30 protein-coding genes are annotated in these 23182 nt (G+C 56.6%); 23 read left to right on the top strand and 7 right to left on the bottom strand.

The genetic code is table 11. From position 1 onward, the window contains the following. Positions 1–88: 88 nt before the first annotated feature. The 6 genes from ACZ5BH_RS04200 (at position 89) to ACZ5BH_RS04175 (ending at position 6376) form a co-directional block, all read left to right on the top strand. Positions 89–1606, top strand: coding sequence for a sensor histidine kinase (locus ACZ5BH_RS04200; RefSeq protein WP_464890663.1), 1518 nt, complete (start codon positions 89–91; stop codon positions 1604–1606). Further along, a complete protein-coding gene (locus tag ACZ5BH_RS04195) occupies positions 1603–2973 on the top strand; it encodes a sigma-54-dependent transcriptional regulator (RefSeq protein ID WP_464890662.1) in 1371 nt (456 codons plus the stop codon). Before ACZ5BH_RS04200 ends, ACZ5BH_RS04195 begins: the two co-directional genes overlap by 4 nt. A 32-nt stretch (positions 2974–3005) precedes the next feature. Further along, positions 3006–3308: a c-type cytochrome gene (locus ACZ5BH_RS04190; RefSeq protein WP_464890661.1), complete on the top strand. Its 303-nt coding sequence runs from the start codon at positions 3006–3008 to the stop codon at positions 3306–3308. Continuing rightward, positions 3305–4453, top strand: a complete 1149-nt coding sequence (locus ACZ5BH_RS04185; protein WP_464890660.1) for a ligand-binding sensor domain-containing protein — start codon at positions 3305–3307, stop codon at positions 4451–4453. Before ACZ5BH_RS04190 ends, ACZ5BH_RS04185 begins: the two co-directional genes overlap by 4 nt. 6 nt (positions 4454–4459) lie before the next feature. Beyond that, positions 4460–5647, top strand: a complete 1188-nt coding sequence (locus tag ACZ5BH_RS04180; RefSeq protein ID WP_464890659.1) for a ligand-binding sensor domain-containing protein — start codon at positions 4460–4462, stop codon at positions 5645–5647. A gap of 114 nt (positions 5648–5761) precedes the next feature. Next, positions 5762–6376 (top strand): c-type cytochrome, encoded by a 615-nt coding sequence (locus ACZ5BH_RS04175; RefSeq protein WP_464890658.1) that lies wholly within the window; start codon positions 5762–5764, stop codon positions 6374–6376. 426 nt (positions 6377–6802) lie between these two features. Here ACZ5BH_RS04175 and ACZ5BH_RS04170 read toward each other — a convergent pair whose 3' ends face one another. Then, complete coding sequence (locus ACZ5BH_RS04170; RefSeq protein ID WP_464890657.1) at positions 6803–7675, bottom strand: dihydroorotate dehydrogenase electron transfer subunit; 873 nt, start codon at positions 7673–7675, stop codon at positions 6803–6805. 110 nt (positions 7676–7785) lie between these two features. Between ACZ5BH_RS04170 and ACZ5BH_RS04165 the strand changes: the two genes are divergently transcribed. Beyond that, the gene (locus tag ACZ5BH_RS04165) at positions 7786–8421 is read left to right on the top strand and encodes a hypothetical protein (protein ID WP_464890656.1); all 636 of its coding nucleotides are present in this window, start codon (positions 7786–7788) and stop codon (positions 8419–8421) included. A 380-nt stretch (positions 8422–8801) separates the two neighbouring features. On the opposite strand, the gene ACZ5BH_RS04160 is transcribed toward ACZ5BH_RS04165, so the two are convergent. From ACZ5BH_RS04160 to ACZ5BH_RS04135, 6 genes are read right to left on the bottom strand one after another with little or no spacing between them, the layout of a single operon-like run. Further along, complete coding sequence (locus ACZ5BH_RS04160; RefSeq protein WP_464890655.1) at positions 8802–10091, bottom strand: dihydroorotase; 1290 nt, start codon at positions 10089–10091, stop codon at positions 8802–8804. Further along, positions 10091–11068 carry an aspartate carbamoyltransferase catalytic subunit gene (locus ACZ5BH_RS04155; protein WP_464890654.1) on the bottom strand — a complete coding sequence of 326 codons (978 nt, stop codon included), beginning with the start codon at positions 11066–11068 and terminating at the stop codon, positions 10091–10093. Before ACZ5BH_RS04155 ends, ACZ5BH_RS04160 begins: the two co-directional genes overlap by 1 nt. Continuing rightward, positions 11065–11574, bottom strand: a complete 510-nt coding sequence (gene pyrR / locus ACZ5BH_RS04150; RefSeq protein WP_464890653.1) for a bifunctional pyr operon transcriptional regulator/uracil phosphoribosyltransferase PyrR — start codon at positions 11572–11574, stop codon at positions 11065–11067. Before pyrR ends, ACZ5BH_RS04155 begins: the two co-directional genes overlap by 4 nt. 52 nt (positions 11575–11626) lie before the next feature. Then, positions 11627–12040 carry a Holliday junction resolvase RuvX gene (gene ruvX, locus ACZ5BH_RS04145; protein WP_464890652.1) on the bottom strand — a complete coding sequence of 138 codons (414 nt, stop codon included), beginning with the start codon at positions 12038–12040 and terminating at the stop codon, positions 11627–11629. Beyond that, positions 12033–12596 (bottom strand): YqgE/AlgH family protein, encoded by a 564-nt coding sequence (locus ACZ5BH_RS04140; RefSeq protein ID WP_464890651.1) that lies wholly within the window; start codon positions 12594–12596, stop codon positions 12033–12035. The genes ruvX and ACZ5BH_RS04140 overlap by 8 nt, the downstream gene beginning before the upstream one ends. 54 nt (positions 12597–12650) lie before the next feature. After that, complete coding sequence (locus ACZ5BH_RS04135; protein WP_464890650.1) at positions 12651–13757, bottom strand: integron integrase; 1107 nt, start codon at positions 13755–13757, stop codon at positions 12651–12653. A gap of 477 nt (positions 13758–14234) precedes the next feature. Between ACZ5BH_RS04135 and ACZ5BH_RS04130 the strand changes: the two genes are divergently transcribed. The 16 genes from ACZ5BH_RS04130 (at position 14235) to ACZ5BH_RS04055 (ending at position 22752) form a co-directional block, all read left to right on the top strand. Then, positions 14235–15191, top strand: a complete 957-nt coding sequence (locus ACZ5BH_RS04130) for a hypothetical protein (protein WP_464890649.1) — start codon at positions 14235–14237, stop codon at positions 15189–15191. Positions 15192–15296: 105 nt separating this feature from the next. Continuing rightward, positions 15297–15725 (top strand): hypothetical protein, encoded by a 429-nt coding sequence (locus tag ACZ5BH_RS04125; RefSeq protein ID WP_464890648.1) that lies wholly within the window; start codon positions 15297–15299, stop codon positions 15723–15725. A 91-nt stretch (positions 15726–15816) separates the two neighbouring features. Then, positions 15817–16227 (top strand): GFA family protein, encoded by a 411-nt coding sequence (locus tag ACZ5BH_RS04120; RefSeq protein ID WP_464890647.1) that lies wholly within the window; start codon positions 15817–15819, stop codon positions 16225–16227. A 92-nt stretch (positions 16228–16319) separates the two neighbouring features. Next, positions 16320–16637 (top strand): hypothetical protein, encoded by a 318-nt coding sequence (locus ACZ5BH_RS04115; protein ID WP_464890646.1) that lies wholly within the window; start codon positions 16320–16322, stop codon positions 16635–16637. Between the two features lie 14 nt (positions 16638–16651). Further along, a complete protein-coding gene (locus ACZ5BH_RS04110) occupies positions 16652–16876 on the top strand; it encodes a hypothetical protein (RefSeq protein ID WP_464890645.1) in 225 nt (74 codons plus the stop codon). A gap of 114 nt (positions 16877–16990) precedes the next feature. Then, positions 16991–17413 (top strand): hypothetical protein, encoded by a 423-nt coding sequence (locus ACZ5BH_RS04105; RefSeq protein ID WP_464890644.1) that lies wholly within the window; start codon positions 16991–16993, stop codon positions 17411–17413. Positions 17414–17502: 89 nt separating this feature from the next. Next, the gene (locus ACZ5BH_RS04100; RefSeq protein ID WP_464890643.1) at positions 17503–18216 is read left to right on the top strand and encodes a hypothetical protein; all 714 of its coding nucleotides are present in this window, start codon (positions 17503–17505) and stop codon (positions 18214–18216) included. Between the two features lie 46 nt (positions 18217–18262). Next, a complete protein-coding gene (locus ACZ5BH_RS04095) occupies positions 18263–19132 on the top strand; it encodes a DUF2806 domain-containing protein (RefSeq protein ID WP_464890642.1) in 870 nt (289 codons plus the stop codon). 87 nt (positions 19133–19219) lie between these two features. Further along, positions 19220–19444 carry an addiction module protein gene (locus tag ACZ5BH_RS04090; protein ID WP_464890641.1) on the top strand — a complete coding sequence of 75 codons (225 nt, stop codon included), beginning with the start codon at positions 19220–19222 and terminating at the stop codon, positions 19442–19444. After that, positions 19441–19734, top strand: coding sequence for a type II toxin-antitoxin system RelE/ParE family toxin (locus tag ACZ5BH_RS04085; RefSeq protein WP_464890640.1), 294 nt, complete (start codon positions 19441–19443; stop codon positions 19732–19734). Before ACZ5BH_RS04090 ends, ACZ5BH_RS04085 begins: the two co-directional genes overlap by 4 nt. A gap of 65 nt (positions 19735–19799) precedes the next feature. Next, entirely contained in the window at positions 19800–20309 is a 510-nt protein-coding gene (locus ACZ5BH_RS04080) for a hypothetical protein (RefSeq protein ID WP_464890639.1), read from the top strand. 93 nt (positions 20310–20402) lie between these two features. Continuing rightward, positions 20403–20645 (top strand): hypothetical protein, encoded by a 243-nt coding sequence (locus tag ACZ5BH_RS04075; protein WP_464890638.1) that lies wholly within the window; start codon positions 20403–20405, stop codon positions 20643–20645. A gap of 145 nt (positions 20646–20790) precedes the next feature. Next, positions 20791–21162, top strand: coding sequence for a GFA family protein (locus tag ACZ5BH_RS04070; RefSeq protein ID WP_464890637.1), 372 nt, complete (start codon positions 20791–20793; stop codon positions 21160–21162). A 128-nt stretch (positions 21163–21290) separates the two neighbouring features. After that, positions 21291–21602: an immunity 53 family protein gene (locus ACZ5BH_RS04065; protein WP_464890636.1), complete on the top strand. Its 312-nt coding sequence runs from the start codon at positions 21291–21293 to the stop codon at positions 21600–21602. Positions 21603–21676: 74 nt separating this feature from the next. Beyond that, complete coding sequence (locus ACZ5BH_RS04060; RefSeq protein ID WP_464890635.1) at positions 21677–22147, top strand: hypothetical protein; 471 nt, start codon at positions 21677–21679, stop codon at positions 22145–22147. Positions 22148–22158: 11 nt separating this feature from the next. Continuing rightward, positions 22159–22752 (top strand): hypothetical protein, encoded by a 594-nt coding sequence (locus ACZ5BH_RS04055; RefSeq protein ID WP_464890634.1) that lies wholly within the window; start codon positions 22159–22161, stop codon positions 22750–22752. Positions 22753–23182: the final 430 nt, after the last annotated feature.

The raw sequence follows: 23182 nt of genomic DNA, 5'->3' as shown, positions 1-23182 counted from the left end.
TTGGGAGTACGTACAGCTTGGATGGCAAGCCGCCGGGAAACCGGCCTGCCCACCCGACAGGCCCCGGCCGGGCCGAGGAAGATCGACCATGGACGCGCGCAACTGGCAAGACGGACAGGCACCGATGCAGCGGCGCATCTCCCTGCGCCTGAAGGCCTATCTCACCTATGGCACGTTGCTGGCCTTCGCCATCCTGCTGGCGATATTCGTGTTCTACCAGAAGAATCTCCTGCTGCGCGAGTTCGGCACGCTGCAGGCGGCCTACGCCCGGGAATTGCAGCTGCACGAGATGGAGGCGCGGCTGCTGGGCGAGATCGAGTCCCATGTCCTGAACACCGACAACCTGCGCAATCCCGGCGGACGGGAGCATCTGCAACGGCACCTGCAGCGTTACCAGGAGATGCTGCAGCGCGAGATCCGTCCCCTGTTTCCGGGCGCCGCCGCCGCGCAGGAACTGGAGACGGCCCTGCAGGCCGCCGCCGCAGATCCTTCCCCCGAGCGTCTCGCGCGTTTCGCTGCGGCGCAGTCGCGTTTCCTCGCCGAACTGCGCGCGGCGCTTGGCCGCAGTGCCGAACATCGCCAGCAACTGGTGGAAAACTATCGCGAGCGCAGCAACCGGGCGGCGCTCATCGCCCTGTCGCTGGGGCTCGGGGTGCTGACCTTTCTCGGCCTCATCACCCGCCTGTTCTTCAGGCGCCTGAGCCAGGATCTGCACATGCTCACCCACACCAGCATGGCCGTGGCCCGGGGTGAGCGCGAAGTGGAACTGCCGGTGGAGCGCACCGACGAAGTCGGCGAACTGGCCCGGGTGATCTGCCGCCTGGCCCGGGATCTGCGCCAGCAGGAACACGATCTGGAGATCGAGCGGCAGAAGACCTTCCACCAGGAGAAGATGGCCTCCATCGGCCGCCTGGCGGCCGGCATCGCCCACGAAGTGGGCAATCCCATCGCGGCCATCTCGGGGCTGGTTAAGGACATCATCGAAGCCCGGGAGACCGGCCAGTGCCCTCTGCTCGAGCCGGAAGACGAATGCAAGCTGCGCATGGTGCTCGAGCACGTGCAGCGCCTCAGCCACATTACCCACCAGATCTCCGAAATCGCCCAGCCCCAGTCTTCCGACAGCAGCCTGGTGGATCTCAACGGCCTGGTGCGCAGCACCACCAACCTCATGCGCTACGACGAACGCTGGAAGAACATCGCTCTGCGCCTGGATCTGGACAAGCGCCTGCCGGCCATCAACGCCGTCTCGGATCAGATCACCCAGGTGATCATGAATCTCCTGGTCAACGCGGCCGACGCCCTGGAATCCGCCCAGCCGCGAGCGCCCTGTGTCTGCATCAAGACCGGGCGGGTGCACGATCACGTGTTCTTCGTGGTCGAGGACAACGGCGAAGGCATGTCGTCCGACGTGCTGGCCAAGGCCAAGCAGGCGTTCTTCACCACCAAGCGCACGGGCAAGGGCACCGGCCAGGGACTGACCCTGTGCAACGCCATCGTCGAGGCGCACGGCGGGCGCATGGAAATCCACAGTACCCCGGGCAAGGGCACCCGGGTCTTCGTCTATCTGCCCGTGGAACGGGCGCTGCTGGAGGAGGGAGAGGCATGACGCGTGCGCGCATCCTGGTGGTCGACGACGAACTGGCCATTCGCCAGGTGCTGGCCAGCAACCTGCGCAAGGCGGGTTACGACGTGGAGGAGCTGGGCGAAGCGCCCGCGGCCCTGGAGCGGATGCAGGCGGGCGACATCGACATCGCCATCTGCGACATCCGCATGCCGGAGATGAGCGGCATCGATCTGCTGCGCGCCGTGCAGCAGGCCGGCATCGATACCACCTTCCTGCTGGTCACCGCCCATGCCTCGCTCGACACGGCCATCGAGGCCATGCGCCTGGGCGCCTTCGACTATCTCACCAAGCCGGTGCGCACCGAGGAGGTGCTGCACCAAGTCAAGCAGATCGTGGACCTGCGGGGGTTGCGCAACGAGAACCGCCTGCTGCGAACCCTGGTGCTGCTGGAGAAGGACGAAAGCTGTCAGTTCGAATCGCCGGCGATCCGGCAGATCGACAAGCTGATCGGCAAGGTGGCGCCCACCGATTCCACCGTCCTCATCACCGGCGAGAGCGGTACCGGCAAGGGCGTCACCGCACGGCGCATCCATGCCCTCAGTCACCGGGCCGAGGCGCCGTTCATTCCCGTCAACTGCGGTTCGATTCCCGAGAACCTGATCGAGAGCGAGCTGTTCGGCCATGTGAAGGGCGCCTTCACCGGCGCCGAGCGGGCCAAGAAAGGCCTGTTCGTCGAAGCCGACCGGGGCACCCTGTTTCTCGACGAAATCGGCGAACTGCCCCTGCACCTGCAGGTGAAACTGCTGCACGTGATCGAAAGCCAGCAGATCCGGCCGGTGGGCGGCGAACGGTTCCGCAAGGTGGACGTGCGCATCATCGCCGCCACCAACCGGGAGCTGGACAGGATGGTCGAGGCGGGGACCTTCCGCGAGGATCTGTATTTCCGCCTGAACGTCTTCCACATCCACATTCCGCCCCTGCGGGAGCGGCGCGAGGACATCCGCAAGCTGATCCGCTTCCTGCTCGAGCGGGACGCCGAGCGTTTCGCCAAGGGGCGCACGTTGCGGCTGACGCCGGAGGCCGAGAGCCTGCTTTTGGCCTACGACTGGCCCGGCAACGTGCGGGAAGTGGAGAACGTCATCGATCGCGCCCTGATCCTGGCCGAGGACGAACTGATCACCATCGGCGATCTGCCCGAGACCATCACCGCGCTGGCCGACGATCACCTGCCCGAACCGCCGCAAAACGGCCGGCTCACCCTGCGCGAACAGGTGCGGCTCTATGAGCGCAGCCTGATCATGCGCGCGCTGGAAGAGGCCAAGGGCGATCGTTCGCTGGCCGCCCGCAACCTGGGGATCGGCCAGTCGACCCTGTATCGCAAACTGGACGAATACGGCGACGGCCGCTGAGCCGCGCCCGCTCGAAGGGGAGAAACCACGCCATGCCGATACCACGCCATCTCGTCATCGCGCTGTTGCTCTGCGCCCTGGGCGTCCTGCCCGCCCGGGCCGCCGATCCGGTGCGGGGCCAGGACCTGTTCCTGCAGCACTGCATGAGCTGCCACGCGCCGGGTCGGCCGATGCCCGGCGCGCCCGATTTCACCCAGGGACAGAAGCTGTTCCAGCCCGACGGCGTCCTGCTGGAGAAGATCCGCGACGGCGTCGATGCCATGCCCGGCTACCGTGGCATCCTCGACAACACGATGATCCTCGACGTCATCGCCTACATGAGAACCCTGCAATGAAAACCTGCCTGTTGCGAAACCTGTTCCCCCTGCTGCTCGCGGCGCTGGCCCTGGCGGCCTGCGACCGCCCGCCGACCGAAGCGCCGGCCACGAAAACCGGCAAGACGGTGGATCTGGCCGAACCGGCGCCGCCGCCCTGGCGGGTGGCCGACACCTTCCGTGTGGGCGACAGCGTCTTCGTCCGCTCCCTGGCGGTGGAGCCGGCCACCAACAGCCTCTGGGTGGGCACCTCGGTGGGCGTGCTGCAGATCGATCTCGAGACCTACGCCATGCGCAACACCTTCACCCGCAAGGAAGGGCTGGCCAACGAATACGTCTTCGCCATCGGCATCGATCCGCAAGGGTACAAGTGGTTCGGCACCAACGGCGGCGGCGTTTCCCGTTACAAGGCTGGCCAGTGGAAGACCTTCTTTCCCCTGCACGGCCTGGCCGACTACTGGATCTATGCCTTCACCGCCCAGCGCGACGGCAGCTGGTGGATCGGCACCTGGGCCGGTGCCAACCGCTACGATCCGAAGACCGGCGAATTCACCACCTACGTGCGGGAACTCGTCAACGAATGGGTCTACGGCCTCGACGTGGACAGCCGGGATCGGGTGTGGTTCGGCACCGAAGGCGGGATCAGCATGTTCGACGGCAAGCAGTGGCACAGCTGGACCCACGCCGACGGGCTCGGCGCGCCCAACCACGACAACCTGCCGCCCAGCCGCAACACCGGCCTTGGCACCCGCAGCCGCCACGATCTCAGCCTGATGCGCCAGGGCAAGGAGACCTACAACCCCAATTACGTGTTCGCCGTCTGGGTGGACCCGCAAGACGTGGTCTGGGCCGGCACCTGGGGCGGCGGGGTGAGCCGCTACGACGGCCGGCGCTGGACCAGCCTCTCCACCCGCGACGGCCTGGCCGGCAACGTGGTCTACAGCATCGTCCAGGGCGAGGACGGGGTGTTCTGGTTCGGCACCGACAAGGGGATCAGCCGCTACGACGGCCAGACCTGGCAAACCTTCGACCGCAACACCGGCCTGCTCGACAACCATGTCTATTCCCTGGCCATCTCTCCCGACGGGGATGTGTGGGCCGCCACCAAGGGGGGCGTCAACCGGCTCAGCCGCCGGGCGCCCGTTCCGCATCCAACAACGAGGTAAGCTGACGTGAACAACAAGACCGTGGGGATCTTCATCGTGGCGCTTCTGGCCGTGGCCGCCGGCGCCTACTGGCTGGGCAGCCGTCAGGCCGCGAGCCCGGCCCCGGCCCCGAAGCAGAGCGCCGCAAGATCGATGCCGGCGAAAACCCTCGCCGAGGGGGCGCCGCACGCGGCGCTCGATTTCACCCACTTCCGGGTCGGCAACCGCAACGTCAAGGCCATTCTGGCCGACGGCGACGAGATCTGGATCGGCACCTCCGGCGGCGTGATCCGCTACAACCGCAAGACCGATCAGCACCGCATGTACACCACCAAGACCGGCGGCGCGCTGCTCTCCAACGGCATCTTCCACCTGAGCAAACTGGGCGAGAAGATCTTCGTCGGCACCTACGGCGGCGGCCTGTCCATCTACGACAAGCAGACCGACAAATGGGCGATCCTCAACATCCCCGACGGCCTGGGCGACGCCTTCGTCTATGACGTGCTGGCCATGCCCAATGGCGACATCTGGGTGGCCACCTGGTCCGGCGTCAACCGCGTGGTGGGCGGCGATCTGCACGACCGTAGCAAGTGGGAACTGTACACGGTGGAGAATACTGGCGGCGGCCTGCCCAACGACTGGGTCTACGGCCTCGCCGCCGGCAAGCACGGCGACGTGTGGCTGGCCACCGAAGGCGGCCTGGCCCATTACGACCAGGGCCAGTGGCAGAACTGGAACCATGCCAGCGGGCTCGGCGCCGACTACGAGAAGGTCAAGGCCGACATCCGCTTCGCCAACGATCCGGCCCGCGTCTCCAGCCACCACGCCACCCAGAAGAAGGAGCAGGGGCTCGAAGGCGTGAACATCGCCTACAACCCCAACTACATCGTGGCCCTGTGGGTGGCTGACGACGGCAGCGTCTGGGTCGGCACCTGGGGCGGCGGCCTCGGCCACTTCGACGGCAAGACCTGGACCAATTACACGGTGGCCGACGGCCTGCCCGCCAACCACATCTTCATGCTCCACGGCGACGACCAGGGCAACCTCTGGATCGGCACCAGCAACGGCCTGTCCCGCTTCGACGGCAAGACCTTCCGCAACTACGGCGTGGCCGACGGCCTGTTCTCGGCCAACGTCTTCTCCATGGACATCGACGCGGACGGCGAATTCTGGATCGGCAGTTACGGCGGCGTGACCCGGATCCGCGGCTTCTGAAACGCCACTTTTCCTGTGGTATTATGCGCCTCTGCAGGCCGGCCTCCGGGCCGGCCGCCAGGTCTCGATCACGTCTTCGGAGGTTGCATGAAAACCGGTTGTCCGAACGCATTCGTGGCTGGCGCCATTTTCTTCCTCCTGGCCGCCCAGTCTGCCGCCGCGCCCCGCAGCGATCTCGCCGCCCGCTTCGCCCGCATCCAGGCCGATCCGGCGCGTCTCCAGGCGGCCTTCGAGGCCGGCCGCGAACGGGCCACCCTGTGCAGCGTCTGCCACGGCGAAGACGGCAACAGCCGCAAGCCCGACGTGCCCAACCTGGCCGGCCAGAATCCCCACTACCTCTGGAAGCAGATCGACAACTTCGCCACCGGCCGGCGCAAGAACTTCGTCATGCAGGCCCTGGCCAAGGACTTCACTGACGAGGACAAGCTCAACCTGGCCATCTATTTCTCGTCCAATACGCCCCGCACCGCCCGCCCCGACCCGCGGCTCGCCCCCCGCGGCGCGAAACTCTTCCGCCAGCACTGCGCCGCCTGCCACGGCCCCGACGGGCACGGCACCCACGACTACGCCCGTCTCGCCGGCCAGCGCCGCGCATACCTGATCGCCACCCTCACCGCCTTCCGCGACGGCAACCGCAAACGCCGCAGCAACATCATGTCCGCCCAGACCCGCGACCTCACCGATCAGGACATCGCCGCCCTCGCCGCCTACCTCAGCGCGCTTGAGTGACGAGGGCGCCCGATCCTACCGGTGGCACGAACCCCTGTAGGAGCGGCGCAAGCCGCGACCAGCCATCAACATCTCGTTGCCCTTTGCAGCCGTCAGAATACGGCATACCAAAACAATGCCCGCCACCGGGCCCGGCCTGCGCTGCAGGGTTTCGGGAACACGCCCTGGATTCATCGCGGCTCGCGCCGCTTCTACCGGTGGCACGAACCCCTGTAGGCGCGGCGCAAGCCGCGACCAGCCGCCAACTTCTCGTATCCCCTTGCAGCCGTCAGAATACGGCATACCAAAACAATGCTCGCCACCGGCCCCGGCCTGCGCTGCAGGGTTTCGGGAACACGCCCTGGATTCATCGCGGCTCGCGCCGCTCCTACCGATGGCACAAACCCCTGTAGGAGCGGCGCCCCCGCCGCGACCCCCGCTACCGCTTCAACCGAACACCGCCCGCGCCTCGAACACCGGCCCGTCCACGCATACCCGCTGCATGCGCGCGCCGTCCTCGGTCTGCACTTCCACCACGCAGCCGGCGCAGCCGCCCACGCCGCAGGCCATGAACTCCTCCAGCGAGACCTGACAGGGCAGATCGTATTCCCGGGCCAGGGCCGCCACCGCCTCGAGCATGGGGTGGGGCCCGCAGGAGAACACCTCCACCTCGGCCCGCTGCGCCGCATCCAGGGCATCGAGCCAGCGCCGGGCCAGATCGGTCACGTAACCCTCGAAGCAGCCCGGATAGCCCTGCAGGCTGGCCAGCCTGCAGGGAATGTTCCATTCCTCCACCAGCGGCAGGGTGGCGATGACCCCCTCGGGGATCCCCGGCACCAGGAATTCCGAAGGCTGCATGCGGAAGGGAAAGGGCACCTCGGAGCCGAGGATCATCAGGGGCCTGAAATCGGGATGCTGGCGGCGGATCTCGTCGGCCAGAAAGACCATCGGCGGCATCCCCACCCCGCCGCCGATGAGCAGCGGCCGCGGCCGTTCCGAATGCAGCGCGAAGGGCCGGCCGATGGGCCCGAGCACACTCAGCGTCTCGCCCACCTGCCGTTCGGCCAGAAGCGCCGTGCCCTCGCCGAACACCTTGAACAGAAACTCCACCTCCCCTGCGGCCTCGTGCACCCGCAGGATCGACACGGGCCGCCGCATGGGCCGCAGGGGATGCACCGTGATGTGGGCGAAACTCCCCGCCCGGGCCGTGGCCGCCATCTTCGGCGCCTTCACCTTCAGCCAGTATTGATCCCCCTCCCACGCCACGCGTTCGAGAATTTCGGCCTCTTCGAGAAAGATGGTGTCACGGTGTGTGGTCATGGGCAGGCTCCGGGTAGGGATGCCGGAATTATACGTGACTTCGTCACCGACACGTGAGGGGGCGGCAGGCCAAGCTGGGACATCGCACAAACCGAAACGAGGAGACCGTCATGTTTTACTGCATCCGTTCGGGTCTGTTGGCCCTCTTGTTGTTCCTTCCGCCTCTCTCGCAGGCCGCCGTCTTCGACACGGAGAATCTCGAACAGGCGCTGACGAGCCTGCAGGCCGGTGGGGAGACCCTGCTGGCCACGATGGAGAGTCTGACACTCACTCCCCTGACCCTCGGCAGTCAGTTGTCGGCAGTGGAGAACGATCTCGAGGCTCTGCGCGACGGCATCGCCGTTCAATTCGCCAGTGTGGATGCCGCCCGCGCTGCCGGTTCCACGGTTGCGCTTGACGCCGAACTGCTGGCGCTGTTGCAGAACCTGGCTGGCCAGAGCGCTGCCTTGGCCCAGGGGCTTCTCGGTTTGGCGGAACAGGTCAGTGTCCTGTCCGCCACCACCGCGAGCACGACCATCGTTACTGCGGCCTACACCCTTTTGCGCCTGTCGGACGACATCGGCACCATGGCCGACCGCATTCTGGAAATGGCCGACAAGATTCTGGTGATGGCCGACAACATTGGCCTGATGGCCGATCGCATCCTCGCCACCCAGATCATCCAGAACACCAACATCGCCCTGGTGGTGGACGCCACCCTGCAGACACAGCGCAATGCCATCACCCTGATCGCCCTGTTCACCTGACACGGATGTCAGAGGCGAATCAGGCCGCATGCCATCCGACATCATCGCGGCTTGCGCCGCTCCCACAGCCGGTGAACGAAGGGTTCTCTCTCCTGCCGGGGGGATGACTGCAAGGATGCGGGAAGTAGGCGAAGCAGGATGCCAGAGCCGAGGGACAGGGTGAGGGGGAACGGCGAAGCCGGCAATTCGTCGGTTCCGCTACGCTTGAACCGACTTACGGGGTTCCCGGAACCGTAGGCCGGTTCAAGCGTAGCGGAACCGGCATGGCAACTGATCGAACGAAGGGTCCCCTCTCCCCTTTGGGGAGACGACCGCAAGGAGGCGGGAGGTAGGGCGAAGCAGGAGCCAGAGCCGAGGGACAGGGTGAGGGGAAAAATCGCCTATTCAGAATTGAAATCGTACACCACTTTCCCTTCCAGCAGCGTGTAGAGCACCTGGCCCCGCAGCTCCCAGCCGTCGAAGGGGGTGTTCTTGCCGGCGCTGAGGAAGGCCGAGCCGTCCACCCGCCAGGGCTGGCGGGGGGCGTAGAGGCAGATGTCGGCGCGCAGGCCGGGCTGGAGGCGGCCGCAGTCGTCCAGACCCAGGATGGCGGCGGGTTCATGGGTGAGCTTGCCGAGCACCGTGGGCAGATCGGCGATGCCGTCTTCCACCAGGCGCAGGGCCAGGGGTAGCAGGGTTTCCAGCCCCGAGATGCCCGGTTCGGTTTCGGGGAAGGGCGCCAGCTTGGCATCGGCGTCGTGGGGCTGGTGGTCGGAGCAGATGGTGCTGATGGCGCCGCGGGCCACGCCCTCGCGCAGGCCGTCGCGATCCCGCTCGGTGCGCAGGGGCGGCAGCACATGGGCGCGGCTGTCGAAGTCGCCGATGTCCATTTCGGTCAGGTGCAGGTGATGGGCGGTGGTGCCCATGCTCACCGGCAGGCCGTCGTGGCGGGCGCGGGCCACCATCTGCACCGCATGGGCGGTGGACAGATGGCAGAAATGGGCGCGCACCCCGGTCTGTTCGATCAGCATCAGCTCGCGGGCCACGGCCACCGTCTCGGCGGCGTCGGGAATGCCGGGCAGGCCCAGGCGGGTGCTCATCACGCCCTCGTGCACGCAGCCACCCTGGGAGAGGCTGGCGTCGTCGGCATGCAGAAACACGGTCATGCGACAGCTCGCGGCGTATTCCATGGCCCGGCGCATCACCCGCGTGCTGGTCACCGGCCGGCAGGCGTTGGAGACGCCCACGCAATGGCCCTGATCCCGCAGCAGGGCCATCTCGGCGAGCTGTTCGCCGCCCAGCCCCAGGGTGAGGGCGCCGAGGGTGACTACCCGGGCATGGCCCGCGTCGCGTGCGCGGCGGGCGATGAGTTCGGCCACCGCCGGGGTGTCGATCACCGGATCGGTGTCGGGGGGCAGGCACAGGGTGGTGATGCCGCCGGCGGCCGCGGCGCGGGTCTCGCTGGCGATGGTGCCCTTGTGCTCCTGGCCCGGCTCGCGCAGGCGGGCCGAAACGTCCACCAGTCCCGGGATCACGTGCAGGCCGTGGGCATCGATCTCCCGATCGGCGGTGAAGCCGTCGGGCGCCTTGCCCACGCTCAGGATCCTTCCATCACCTATATATAGATCAGTGATGGCATCGAAGCCGCTGGCCGGGTCGAGCACGCGCCCGCCGTGGATCCGGATCCGCATCAGGCCGCCTCCTCGCTCTGGGGCCCGCGGCCGAGCACCTTGGCCATGATGGCCATGCGCACCGCCAGGCCGTTGCTCACCTGTTCCAGGATCACCGAGCGCGGGCCGTCGGCCACCGCCGAGTCGATCTCCACGCCGCGATTGATGGGGCCGGGGTGCATGACGATGGCGTCGGGTTTGGCCAGCGCCAGCTTGGCCTCGGTGAGCCCGAAGCGGGCGAAGTATTCGTCCTCCGAGGGCAGCAGCGCCCCCTCCATGCGCTCCCGTTGCAGGCGCAGCATTACGATCACATCCACGTCGCGGATGCCCTTCTCGATGGAATGATAGACGTGCACGCCCATGCGCTTGGCCTCCGGCGGCAACAGGGTCTGGGGCGCGATGACCCGGATCTCCGGCACGCCGAGGATCGACAGCGCCTGGATCTCCGAGCGGGCCACCCGCGAATGCTTGATGTCGCCCACGATGGCCACCCGCAGGGCGGTGAAGTCGCCCTTGTGGCGGCGGATGGTGAACATGTCCAGCATCGCCTGGGTGGGATGGGCGTGCCAGCCGTCGCCGGCGTTGATCACGCTGATGTGGGGCGCGGCGTGCTCGGCGATGAAGTGGGCCGCGCCGGAGGTGTTGTGGCGCACCACGAACATGTCGCAGTTCATCGCCTCGAGGTTGCGCAGCATGTCGAGCAGGCTCTCCCCCTTGCTGGCCGAGGAAGTGCTGATGTTGAGGTTGAGCACGTCGGCCGAGAGGCGCTTGGCCGCCAGCTCGAAGGTGGTGCGGGTACGGGTGCTGGGTTCGAAGAACAGGTTGGCGATGGTCTTGCCGCGCAGCAGCGGCACCTTCTTCACCTGGCGGGTGCCCACGGTGGCGAAGTTCTCGGCGCTGTCGAGGATCTCGGTGAGGGTGGCGCGGTCCAGCCCGTCCAGGGTGATGAAATGGCGCAGGCGGCCCTCGTCGTCGAACTGCAGTCCGCGGCGGCTCATTCGGCGGCCTCCCCCACACTCAGGCGCAGCGGTTCGGGACCGCTCAGTTTCACGTGTTTCCCCGGCGGCAGCTCGAGGGTGGCGCCCACCACGTCGGCACAGATGGGCAGCTCCTTGCCGCCGCGATCCACCAGCACCGCAAGCAGCACCGAAGCGGGCCGGCCGTAGTCGAAGATTTCGTTGAGCGCGGCGCGCACCGTGCGTCCCGTGTGCAGCACGTCGTCCACCAGCACGATGTGCCGGTCTTCCACCTCGAAGGGCAGGTTGGAAGGCTCCACCCGGGGATGCACGCCGATGCGGGTGAAATCGTCACGGTAGAAAACGATGTTGAGGGCGCCGAGCGGTGCCTGCAGGCCCAGCGCCGCGTGCAGGTGTTCGGCTACCCAGACGCCGCCGGTGTGGATGCCGATCATCAGCGGATCGGTGATGCCGCGCGCATCGAGCGTGGTCTTGAGATCGCCGGCCAGGTCGGCCAGCAGGGCGTTCACGTCGAGGCGTTCGGGCATGCAGTTATACCTTTATTGTGTTCATGTGGCTCGGGCCCGGCCCGACAGGCTGTCAAGCCAAACTCCCGCCCCGCGTCGCCAGCCAGTCACGCAGAATCACCGCCGCAGCCACGGCATCCACCGCGCCCTTGTCACGGGCCGACCCCAGTGCGCGCTCGGCTTCCTCGGAACTCAGCCGCTCGTCCATCCATTCCACGGGCAGATTGTACCGCCCTTCGAGCTGGCGGCCAAAGCGCCGGGCCTGATCGGTCATGGGCTGTTCGGTGCCGTCCATGTGCAGGGGCAGGCCCACCACCAGCCGGCTTGGTTGCCATTCGCGGATCAGCCGGCCAATGGCCTCCCAGTCGGGCTTGCCGTTGCGGCAGGGCAGGGTGGTGAGGGGGCGGGCCGTGCCGGTCAGGGTCTGGCCCACGGCCACGCCGATCCGGCGGGTACCGTAGTCGAACCCCAGCAGGGTTTCAGGCATGCCCGATGTCGGTGGAAAGGGTGTTCAGATCCACGCCCAGATGGGCGGCGGCGGCCGTCCAGCGGGACTCGGCCGGCGTGTCGAAGACGATGGCCGGATCGGCCGGCCCATTGAGCCAGGCATTTTGCGCCAGCTCGTCCTCGAGCTGGCCTTCGCCCCAGCCGGCATAGCCCAGGGCGATGAGGTACTTTTCCGGCCCCACCCCGGCACCGATGGCTTCCAGGATGTCCTGCGACAGGGTCAGCGTCACGCCCGGGGTCACCTCCAGCGAGTTGTCCCACTCCCCAAAAGGCGTGTGCAACACGAAACCCCGCTCCGTCTGCACCGGCCCGCCCTGGTAGATGGGCGTGTGGGCCACCTCCGGCTCGGTGATCTCCACTCCAATCTGTTCGGCCAGATCGGTCAGCGTGAGTTCTGTGGGCCGGTTGATCACCAGGCCCATGGCTCCGGCTGCGTTGTGCTCGCAGAGGAAGGTCACGGTATGAAAGAAGTTGGGATCGGCCAGATTCGGCATGGCGATCAGGAAATGGCCGGTCAGAGAGGGGGTTGGATCCATGCACAAAGTATCCGCCAGCCTGGAGGCCAAGGCAAGACCCGCAGCCCCGGTCGGCTACGCCGGCGAGTCCAGACTGTCGAGGGGGCTGGCCACCGTGACGCCGGGCCGGTCGAGCACATGGGTGTAGATCATGGTGTTGTTCACGTCGGCGTGGCCAAGCAATTCCTGTACCGTGCGAATGTCGGTACCGGCTTCGAGCAGGTGGGTGGCGAAGGAATGACGAAAGGTATGGCTGGTCACGCGCTTGAGTATGCCGGATGCGTTGGCTGCGCGCCGGATCTGTTTCTGCAGACTGTTTTCATGAATATGATGGCGCCGAACCCGACCGCTGCGTGGATCCTGGGATAGGCGTGCCGAGGGGAAGAGGTATTGCCAGCGCAGTTCACGGGGCGCCTGAGGATACTTGCGTGCCAGTGCATCGGGCAGATAGACCTCGCCATGACCGGCGTCGAGATCACGTGCATGAAGTGCCCGGACTTGTTCGACCTGACTGGTGAGCGGTGCAACGAGACGCCGTGGGAGAGGCACTACCCGATCCTTGCGGCCCTTGGCTTCGCGGATCACGATGCGATGACGCTCGAAATCCACGTCCTGCACCCGCAGGCGGACCGCTTCCATCAGCCGCAGGCCACAGCCATACAGCAGGTCGGCCATCAAACGGTAGGTGGGCGCCTTGATGGCACCGAGTACCCGTCGGACTTCGTCACGGCTCAACACCACGGGCACCCGAACAGGCTTGCGGGAGCGGGTGAAGGTGTCGAGGTCGAATTGGCGATCGAGCACATGCCGGAACACGAAGGCCAGCGCATTGAGCGCCTGCTTTTGCGTGCTGACCGAAACCTTGCGTTTCAGCACCAGATGTTCGAGAAAGGCCCGGACATGTGTCGCTGTCCACGCATCCGGCGGCAGGGGATCATGAAAAAGCATGAACCGTGCGAGCCAGGAAAGATAGGCCTCCTCGGTCCGGATGGAATAGTCTCGCATGCGAATCGCGCCCACCAGCCGTTCGAGCAGTTCCGGCTCGATCGCATGGGCCTTTGCAACAGCCCCGGTCAGCGTGCCGGGGGCGAGGCGATGGCCCTCTGCCCGTTCCGGGGAAACGACCCGACGGTCGCGCAAGACAGTGGCGTGGTTGACCGGAATCGCCTGCGCCCGCTGCAACCAATCTTCCCAGGAAAACCGAACCGCCCACGGCGCCTTCACCAGACGGAGAAACAGTATCTCTAGAGCACGCACAACCTGCGCATAAGCTTGCGCCGTACAGGACGTCGAGCGTCCCAGGTGTTCAAGATAAGCCGATACTTCCCGAGGCCCATGATGAACGAGGCGCAATCCCTCATGGGCCTCGATGTAGCGCTGCGCATGCCGCCGGTACGTCGGCCGAAGATGGGGAGGAATCCCGTAAGTTTCTAATTCAGAATAGAATTTCCGTCAGAAACGGCGAGCACGATCAGTATCCATCCGACTCTCCTTGTCTGTGAGAAGCATCCTGACTATGCTTGAGGATAACGAATGGGCAAACAGGGTTCAAGCATGCCTGATCCAAGTGTTCCTGAACCAGAATTAGGCAGAATTCCACCTAACCCTAAAATCCCACCCATCCACCTAATACACTGTTAAGCCTAAAAGAGAAGAAGCATGAAGATCACAGCAAGATTTCCGTTGGTTAAGCAGCAGTACGAAGAGCTATGCTCAATCTGTGATCCATCGGTTGTGAGTGAAATTCGGCCACTTGAAAGCCAAAGAATTAGATATAGGGAATTACTAAGAAATATAAAAAACCATATTGATGCTATAGAAACAGAATTTAAGAAAGGGGTGTTGGAAAATGCGTCTGTCCAACAAGATATCCCTCGTGATGTCTTAGAATTCTATAAAGACAGAGTGTTGCCCAATCTACCGGTAATAGATCGCGCTTTTGAAATCATTGATCCTGATTTAGCTGAATTATACTGTTTACTCGATGGTGCCCTAATCCCAAGTGGAGCAGGGGGGAAAGTACGATTTACATTTAATGTTGCAATCGAAAGAATGGAGGAATTGATCGAAGATAATCCCGACTTAGAAGATTCATTTTCAGTTAGTAGAGCAAATGATGTACTTGATTCCAAGCTAATAGAATTTGAGCCAGATAGTTGGCTAGATAACGCAGGAGAGTTATACCCAGTAAGAACGTCCAGAAAAGGTGCTGATATCCCTGTTCATGCGAAATACAGAATAATAGAAATATATCGTTCTTATGTTTTTGGTAATTGGCTTTCAGTGCTGGCGCTGTCTCGTTCAGTTTTAGAATATGTAATCTTGGACAATCTACATAAGTTCAAGATCAGTCCAAAATACGAAACCACAATTAAAAAAGGCGTGTCAAAACAAAAAAAGCTAAGCCACCTTATCGAAGAAATTGGCGAGAGAATACCAGAGATAACATCGTCAATGGAAGAAATCAGGGACTATGGTAACGAGTATATTCATCCAAAGAAGTCAAGAACCAGTAAAGAGGCGCTTTTTCAAAGAAAGGAAAAAGCAAAGGATTGTTTGCGCCATCTCAGGAATGTAGTCGAATCATTATATTTAGCAAATGAAGAAAAGGCTTAACAAATAGCTCCAGCGGACAATTCAAAGCGGCACTTGTTTTGCGTCCGCAAAAACGTGCCACTTTGAATTGCCGCTGAGCAAGGCGTTATAAGCAAGGAGAAAAGCGTGAAGATACCGACAGGGATTATCACTATATTCGTATTTCTAATTTCAAACCGTACGCTTGCATGTGGCGGTGCCGAATATCCAGTTTTGAGCACTTCAAAGGAAGATGGTACGAAAATTGGGCTATTTATATCACAAGAACAACTGGAGCAAACTCAGGCATGGAGTCCTGAAAATGGCGAACCACCATTGAGTGTGTCTGCAGCGTATCAAACGGCAATAAATTATGGGCGTCAAAAATATGCTCGTTATGATGATGTTAAAGTCCAAGAAATATCAATCAAGAAATATGGCTGCTCACTCATTTCTAATCGTTGGTATTATGTAATAGATTTAACTCCTGTTATTGACGGAAATAAAGTGTATGGTGGTGGAGCATGGGTCGCCGTTCTGATGGATGGAACAGTAATTGGTCCACGCGAATTCTAAAGCTTATAACAAGCCGCTCCACCCGACCAAAAACCGCTTTGCGGTTTTCGTCGGGTGAGCTCGTCGTTAGGTTTTAAATAAGGAAACTGCTATGGAAAGTAATATTCAGGGATCTTGTCACTGTGGCGATGTGTCGTTCCAAGTTTCAGGTAAACCAAGAGTCGTTCTGAATTGTCACTGTGATGATTGTAAAAAGAGAAATGGCGGAGCATTCTCAACATACATTGCGGTATCTGAAACCGATCTTCATATCAATAGTGGTGATAGTTCGCTAGTTTCGTATTCGGTAGAAGGGAAAGGCGAAAAATATTTCTGTTCGAGATGTGGCGCACCAATTTACAACAAAAATGCGCGATATCCTGGCCTGTATATGGTGTTTTACGGGGCAATAAAAGATCCAGATCAAATAAATCCAATGTTTAATGTCTATCGCGAGAGTATGGCGGAGTGGGTCTCTGATCTTGGAAATCTTAAAAGCTTTGAAAGAGGAATTGAAAGGTAGAAAACCTAACAAGCCAATTAACCTTGACGCAAAACTCAGCGCGCGGCGCTGAGTTTTGCGCAAGTTATTTTTGTCGTTAGCAGTGTTCGGTTATGCTTGAAACAATAGATATTAAAAGTCGTGCTTATTGGTTCAAGGTTGTTGAGATGCTTCAACAAAATTGGGCGCTTATTGAGGAAGTAAATAGTAATCAATATAGAATATATTTTATTAGTGATACATCAGGCGTGTTTGATGAAATGAACTTCAATAGTTTAGATGATGCTATATCTTCGTTGGAAAGAAACGGATTTCGCTTATATTCTAAGAATGGTGCAGAAAGTATGTATTTAAATCCACCTGAACCGCCATTTCAGCGAAGGGAGCATCCAAACGGGAAAATATACTCGTCGGGCATGTTCTGGATTTGATAAGGAAGATTATTATGTTGCGTAAACCACACCCCAACAGAAAAGATGTTGCAGCTTCAATATCAGGTGTTGATCAAAAAATCAGAGAGTGCTTGCAAGTTCTTTGGCTCTCCTTGCCTAGAGAACAAGCAAATTGGGATAGCTTAGAGAGAAATTTTCAACGTTTGGTTGATAGGGCGCTGCGTGATTTTCATGAAGATTTACAACATTTTCCTGATAAAAACGATGATGTATTTTAGTGTCTACATCTTTGTAGAAAAACGCTAACAATACGCTCGTTCGGACGCAAACTCCGCTGCGCTCCGTTTGCGCCGCACAGCTTTATCGTTAGAGCTTAATAGAGGAATAATGGGATGGGGTGGTTATCTGATTTATTAAAAGAATATCCGGCTTTGTCTGTAGCGAAAGAGCGGTTAGCGCTAGCCGAAGAACGATTCAAGCATATAGAAGAAGAAAATGCTGAATTAAAAGCACACGTAGCTGAGCTTGAGGCTCAAAACTCACAACTTCAAGCACAGCTTGCAAATGCGCAGATAGGGGGGCTAGAGGAAATTGAAATAGAGATTCTCAAGTTATTGTCTGGTGCAGGTGATGAAGGAGGCTCTGCTGCGGCAATTGCTCATCATCTCGGAATTAACGAAACAAAAGCTGAATATTATGCCGAGAAACTAGCAGAAAACGAATATCTTTATCAGCGATACATCATAGGTATGCCTGTAACTTATAGTCTTGACCAAAAAGGTAGAGAGTTTCTTGTTAAAAATAATCATATATAAAAGCTCTAACAAGCGGGTCAACAAGGACTGGCAATTACGCTGCGCTTCGTTGCCAGCCTGTTGCCCTTGTCGTTAGGTATGAATCGCAAATGAAAAACAAGCTAATATTCTTTATTTTATTTTGTATTCCTTTTGTTGCCGAAGCAGATTGTGTGTGCCCGGATAGTTTTTGTAGTAGGGCTGGTGATAAACCAAAAATGATTGTTAAGAATGAGAAAAGCGATCTATCTCTGATGATGTGTGGGTATGTTGATAAAGTTTTAGATGAAAGAGAATTAGAGTCTTCGTGTTTTATCGTCGCCAATTGTTCAGATGGGCACATTCTGAGTGCTTATGGAGAATTAGATACATATATTGTAAAAGGAAGTGATGATGGCTTGGTGGTTTGGGAGATTCAGGATTTTTGGATTAACGGCAACCCCGAGTGGAGAAATGTAAAATTCATGAAATACACTTATAAGATATCAGGGGGAGAATTACAATATTCCGAGGAGTATGTATTTAGGTCGCCTCGCCTCAATGAAGAGTCGGTCAAAAAAATACTAGCTGAAGTCAGAAAAACAAAAGCCAGCCCAGATAGGCGCGGTAATCCTAGATTGGTGTTTCGTGTTTTGGCTGCGGCGCTATCAGGAAATAAAGAAGCACAAATAATTTTTGATGAGATTGAAAAATATTGGTATTGGGATACAGGGTCATCTGAGCTATTACACCAAGCAAAAGAATTATATCGTAGACATATTTTATATAATAAAAAACCTAACAATAAAATTAACAAGGACGCAAACTTCAATGCTCTGCATTGAAGTTTGCGCCTGTTATCTGTGCGTTAGGTAGAAGAAGGAGCAACTAGTGGCAGAAGGAAGCTCTTTAATTAACTTAGGTGACCTTTCCAAGCCGGCAACATTGCTTATTGAGAAAGTATCCAATGCTGTTGGGGTGCTTTATGAGCCGAGGCGAATTCGCAAGAGAGCAGAAGCTGAAGCTGAGGCAGAAAAGATTAAAGCATTAGCTTCGATCGAGTTAAGCGAAATCCAGCAAAGAGCGATTGATCGCTTGGTTCAGCAGGAAACTAGAAAACAGGACAACATTGAATCCATTACGGCTCAGGCAGCATCATCGTTGGAACCTGATGCAAAAGTAGAGGATCTCGAAGAGGATTGGATTGCACACTTTTTCAAGCAATGTGACACGGTATCGGACAAAGAAATGCAATCTTTGTGGTCTCGTTTGTTGTCCGGTGAGGCGTCGAATCCCGGTACATTTTCAAAACGGACAGTAGATTTTGTTGCGTCAATGGATAAGAAAGATGCACAACTATTTACCACCTTTTGTCAGTATTGTTGGTTCATAGGTGATGTTGTACCTATCATCCTTGATGAACAAAATGAAATCTACAATAAGAATGGAATTAACTTTAGTTCGCTAAAACACCTAGATTCAATTGGGCTTATTTCATTTGAGTCGATTTCTGGTTATAGGCGCATGGGGTTTGGAAAATATGCTCAAATCTTCTACTTTGGTACGCCCACAATAATCGAATTCAGTAAAGACAAAGATAATGAGTTGCAACTTGGTAAGGCGATGCTTACACAAGCAGGCCAAGAGCTGGCCCCCATTTGTGGAGCCCAAAGAAATGATAATTTCTACGAATATGTAATATCAAGCTGGCACAAGAATGGGTTGATTCTGTCATGCCCGATACCTAACAAGGCAAATTAACGTGGACTGGTTTCGTCGCTGCGCTCCTCCACCAGCCAGTTATTTGCGCCGTTAGAGCCAAAAGCGCAGTCTGAGAGGTAATTCAATATGAAACTGAAAGAAATTGAAGAAGAGCTTCTTCATTTGTCTGAAGAAGAACGAGCAGAATTGGCAAAGAAGCTGTTGCTTAGCCTTGATTCGCCAACCGAAAACGAGATCGAAGAAGACTGGTTGGCAGAAGCTCAACGAAGAGCGAGAGAACTTGACGAGGGTATCGTTCAGCCAGTTCCGGCAGAAGAGGTTAGGCGTAAGGCCCGGGCACTATTACGGTGAATTACGTATTTCATCCTGCAGCAGAAGCCGAACATCTTGAGTCTGTAGCCTATTTCGAGTCGAAAAGAGCAGGGCTTGGGGCCTTGTATCTGGCTGAGTTTGAAAAGGTTATGGCAATGGTGTGCGAGTCGCCTCAAAGGTATCCAATTGAGAAGAAGCCCGATATACGGCGGATCCGAATGAAGCGTTTTCCATTTTCGATACTTTACCGTGAGGCGTCAGGTAATATCGAAGTTTTGGCGGTTGCCCATTATCGCAGGCGTCCACAATATTGGATGGGGAGGCTCTAACAAGTCGCTTCAGCCGACCGCTAACGCGGCGGCTGACCTCATCGTTAGATTTCAAAGGAAGCTGCATGATTAAAAGTGTTGGTTTATTCTGGAAAGCAAGCGACATTTTCTGGGGGAGAGGGAATCAGCCAGGAAAATTGCTAGGTGTTCCTCAGAATAACTTGACTATGGAGCCAATTGACTTCCGTGAACAAACAGGAGTTTATGCGCTTTATTCAGGGTATCAGTTGCTGTATGTAGGGCAAGCTGGAAGTGGTCACGCTAAATTATTTGACAGACTAAAAAAGCACAGAACGGGAGATTTGGCGGAACGGTGGGACAGATTTTCATGGTACGGGCTTCGCCGAGTCTTGACTAATGGAAGCCTGTCAGCAGAAGCAGAGGCAGCGCATCCAGATATAACCACAGTATTAAATCACATGGAAGCTATATTAATACATACAGCGGAGCCCCCATTGAACCGTCAAGGTGGGCGGTTTGGAGATGATGTGATTTGGTATAAACAGGTTCGTGATGAAAGGCTTGGCCCACCTATGGATGAGGTTATCAAAATGATCTGGAAGGATTCGCAATAAATAAAATCTAACAAGTCGCTCGTGCGGACGCCAACTCCACTGCGCTCCGTTGGCGCCACACAGCTTGTCGTTAGGCAACAAGGAAAAAACGCTATGGCAACACGCGAAGATTTGCAAGATTGGGTGATCGAAGTGCTACAGAAACATGGTGGCAGCGCGCGAGTTTTTGATGTTTGCAAATATATTTGGGATACATATGAGAACGAATTAAAAAGGTCTGGCCGTTTACTTTATACGTGGCAGTATGATGTGAGGTGGGCTGCACAAAAATTACGAGATTCGGGTGTGATGAAGCCTGTGCACGGAAGTAAATCAAGGCCTTGGGAGCTTGCGTAACAACTATTATTGTGCATGATCAGCTTTCCTAATGTGGGCAGGTAGAAATTCATTGCCTAACAAGGCGCTCGTTCGGACGCAAACTACGCTGCGCTTCGTTTGCGCCGCACAGCTTGGTCGTTAGGTTTTAAACAAGGAAGCGACTATGGAAAGTGAAATACAAGGATCCTGTCACTGTGGTGATGTGTCGTTTAAAGTTACCGGAGAACCAAGGATCATCCTGAATTGCCATTGCGATGATTGTAAAAAGAGAAATAGCGGTGCATTTTCAACATATCTGGTCGTAAATGAAAGCGATCTCCATGTCAGAAAAGGAAACAAGTCGCTTGCATCATATTCTGCAGAAGGAAAAGGAGAAAAATATTTCTGCAGTAATTGCGGTAGCCCCATATACAATAAAAACGCCAGATATCCTGGGCTATTTATGGTGTTCTACGGCGCAATAAACGATCAAAAGCAAATAACTCCAATGTTTAATGTCTATTGTGAGAGCATGTCAGGGTGGGTTCAGCATTAGGCAAACTTAAAAGCTTTGAAAGAGGAATTGAAAGGTAAAAACCTAACAAGCCAATTAACCTTGACGCCAAATACGCCGCTGCGCGTCGTATTTGGCGCAAGTTATCTTTGTCGTTATGTGTAATAAAAATGAACGATATACTTGCAAGATTACAAAATTGGTATGAGGCAAATTGCAATGGAGATTGGGAGCATACATATGGATTAGAAATTGGAAATATTGATAATCCAGGCTGGTCCTTGGAAGTCGATTTGGATGATAGTTATCTACAAAACATTCCATTTGAAGAATATAAATACCAAAATAAAAATGAGTCCGATTGGCTTCATTGTAAAAAAGAAGGGCCCAAATTTATTGGGTGTGGAGGACCTCAAAAGCTTAAAGAACTTCTGCAAATATTTTTAGATTGGGCAGAAGCCAATGAATCAAGAAACACATAACAAGGTGCTTGTTCGGACGCAAACTACGCTGCGCTTCGTTTGCGCCGCACAGCTTGTCGTTAGCGCGAGAAAATATGACCCTAGGAAAACGCTATTTCTTAATCTCGCTAGCAACGCCAATTATCGTTCCGATTGGTTTATATCCATTTGGAATAAATAATGTCTTATCAGTGCTATTGTTTTTCTCTTTAGCGTTTGGCGGGATTCCATATTTGATTATGTGTGTAGGGATTATTATTTGGGCGAGAAGAAAGAATGAAATACAAATACGGAGGTTGTCATATATTGTTCCATTCATATTCTTGGCGGTGATGGCGGTTACTCTTTTTGCATGGCTATTGTATGAATCAGGATCATATTTTAAGTTAAAAGATTTTTTTGGAATAATTTTGTTGTTTAGTGTTTATGGTTTGGTTATAGGGTATTCATATGTTCTTCTAGTAAACTTAATATATGAATTGACTCTATCTACGCATGAAGATGCTGCGCTAACAAAACCATCTACCGGCCGCGCCAAAACGCGCGCCGGTGATGGTTGCCGTTAGCGCTAAAACAAATGATCGAGATATTCGAAGAATTTGGAAAGCTGCTGGACGAGCGATTTGAACGAAAAGTTGTTACGACAGAGGATTCTGTTAGATACACCTTCTTCGCGGCGCTACTCCGGGCTGGCGTCACCCCAGATCAGGTTGTATTGGAGTATCCTCATCCTAAGATAGATAGGGCAAAGATTGATATGTGGTTGCCTTCATATAAAGAGGGTTCCATAGCATTAGAGTTTAAATATGATCGTGACCCGCCCGGCGGGAAGAACCAACCAAAGACACAGAAAGCGGGTCACGTGTTTAAAGATATAAAACGGCAAGTCTTAGTGTCAAAGGAAATTGGGATAAGGTCATATTTCGTTTATGTAACAAGTGAAGAAATGGCAGTGTATTTCAGAAACCCGAATAATGGCCATACCGAGTTTTGGGGGTTGGGGAAGGGGGAATCCTTATCTATAGATGATGCGTACTTGTGTAGTAAACCAAAAACATTCTTAAATTCAATTGGTGCATTATTTGAGGCGAATGTGGTTGGCGAACTCAGTCGATCCTTGTCGGGTGAAAATTATTTGCGTGTATATGAGGTAGTGCCAGGTGGGCGCTAACAAGGCGCTCGTGCGGATGCTCACTACGCTGCGCTTCGTTCCCACCGCGCAGCTTGGTCGTTAGCGTTTGTAATGGTGACGGAAAAACATTTCATATTTATTTCCCTGATAATTGTGGCTGTAGTTATCCCGTATTCTTTATTGTATATTTTTGAAGTAAAAATTATACAAATTGTGCTTCAGGGAGTATTGGCGGCAGTGGTTGAGCCGTTTATTGTTCTTTATGCTTTGTTTGTTATTGTGTATTGGAATAAAAGTACCAGTGCAATAAAGAAGCTTGTTAAGAGGATTCCGTTATTGAATATTCCTGGGCTTGTTCTTTATTGGTATTTTGTAATCCATAATGCAGATGCTGCGGATGGGAATGATATATTAATTTTCTTCATGGATATAATGCCAATAATATTCATAGTTTCGCTTGTGTGGTTAT

It is taken from the genome of Thioprofundum lithotrophicum (genome assembly GCF_055387065.1).
This window is presented reverse-complemented; position numbering and strand designations above follow the sequence as displayed.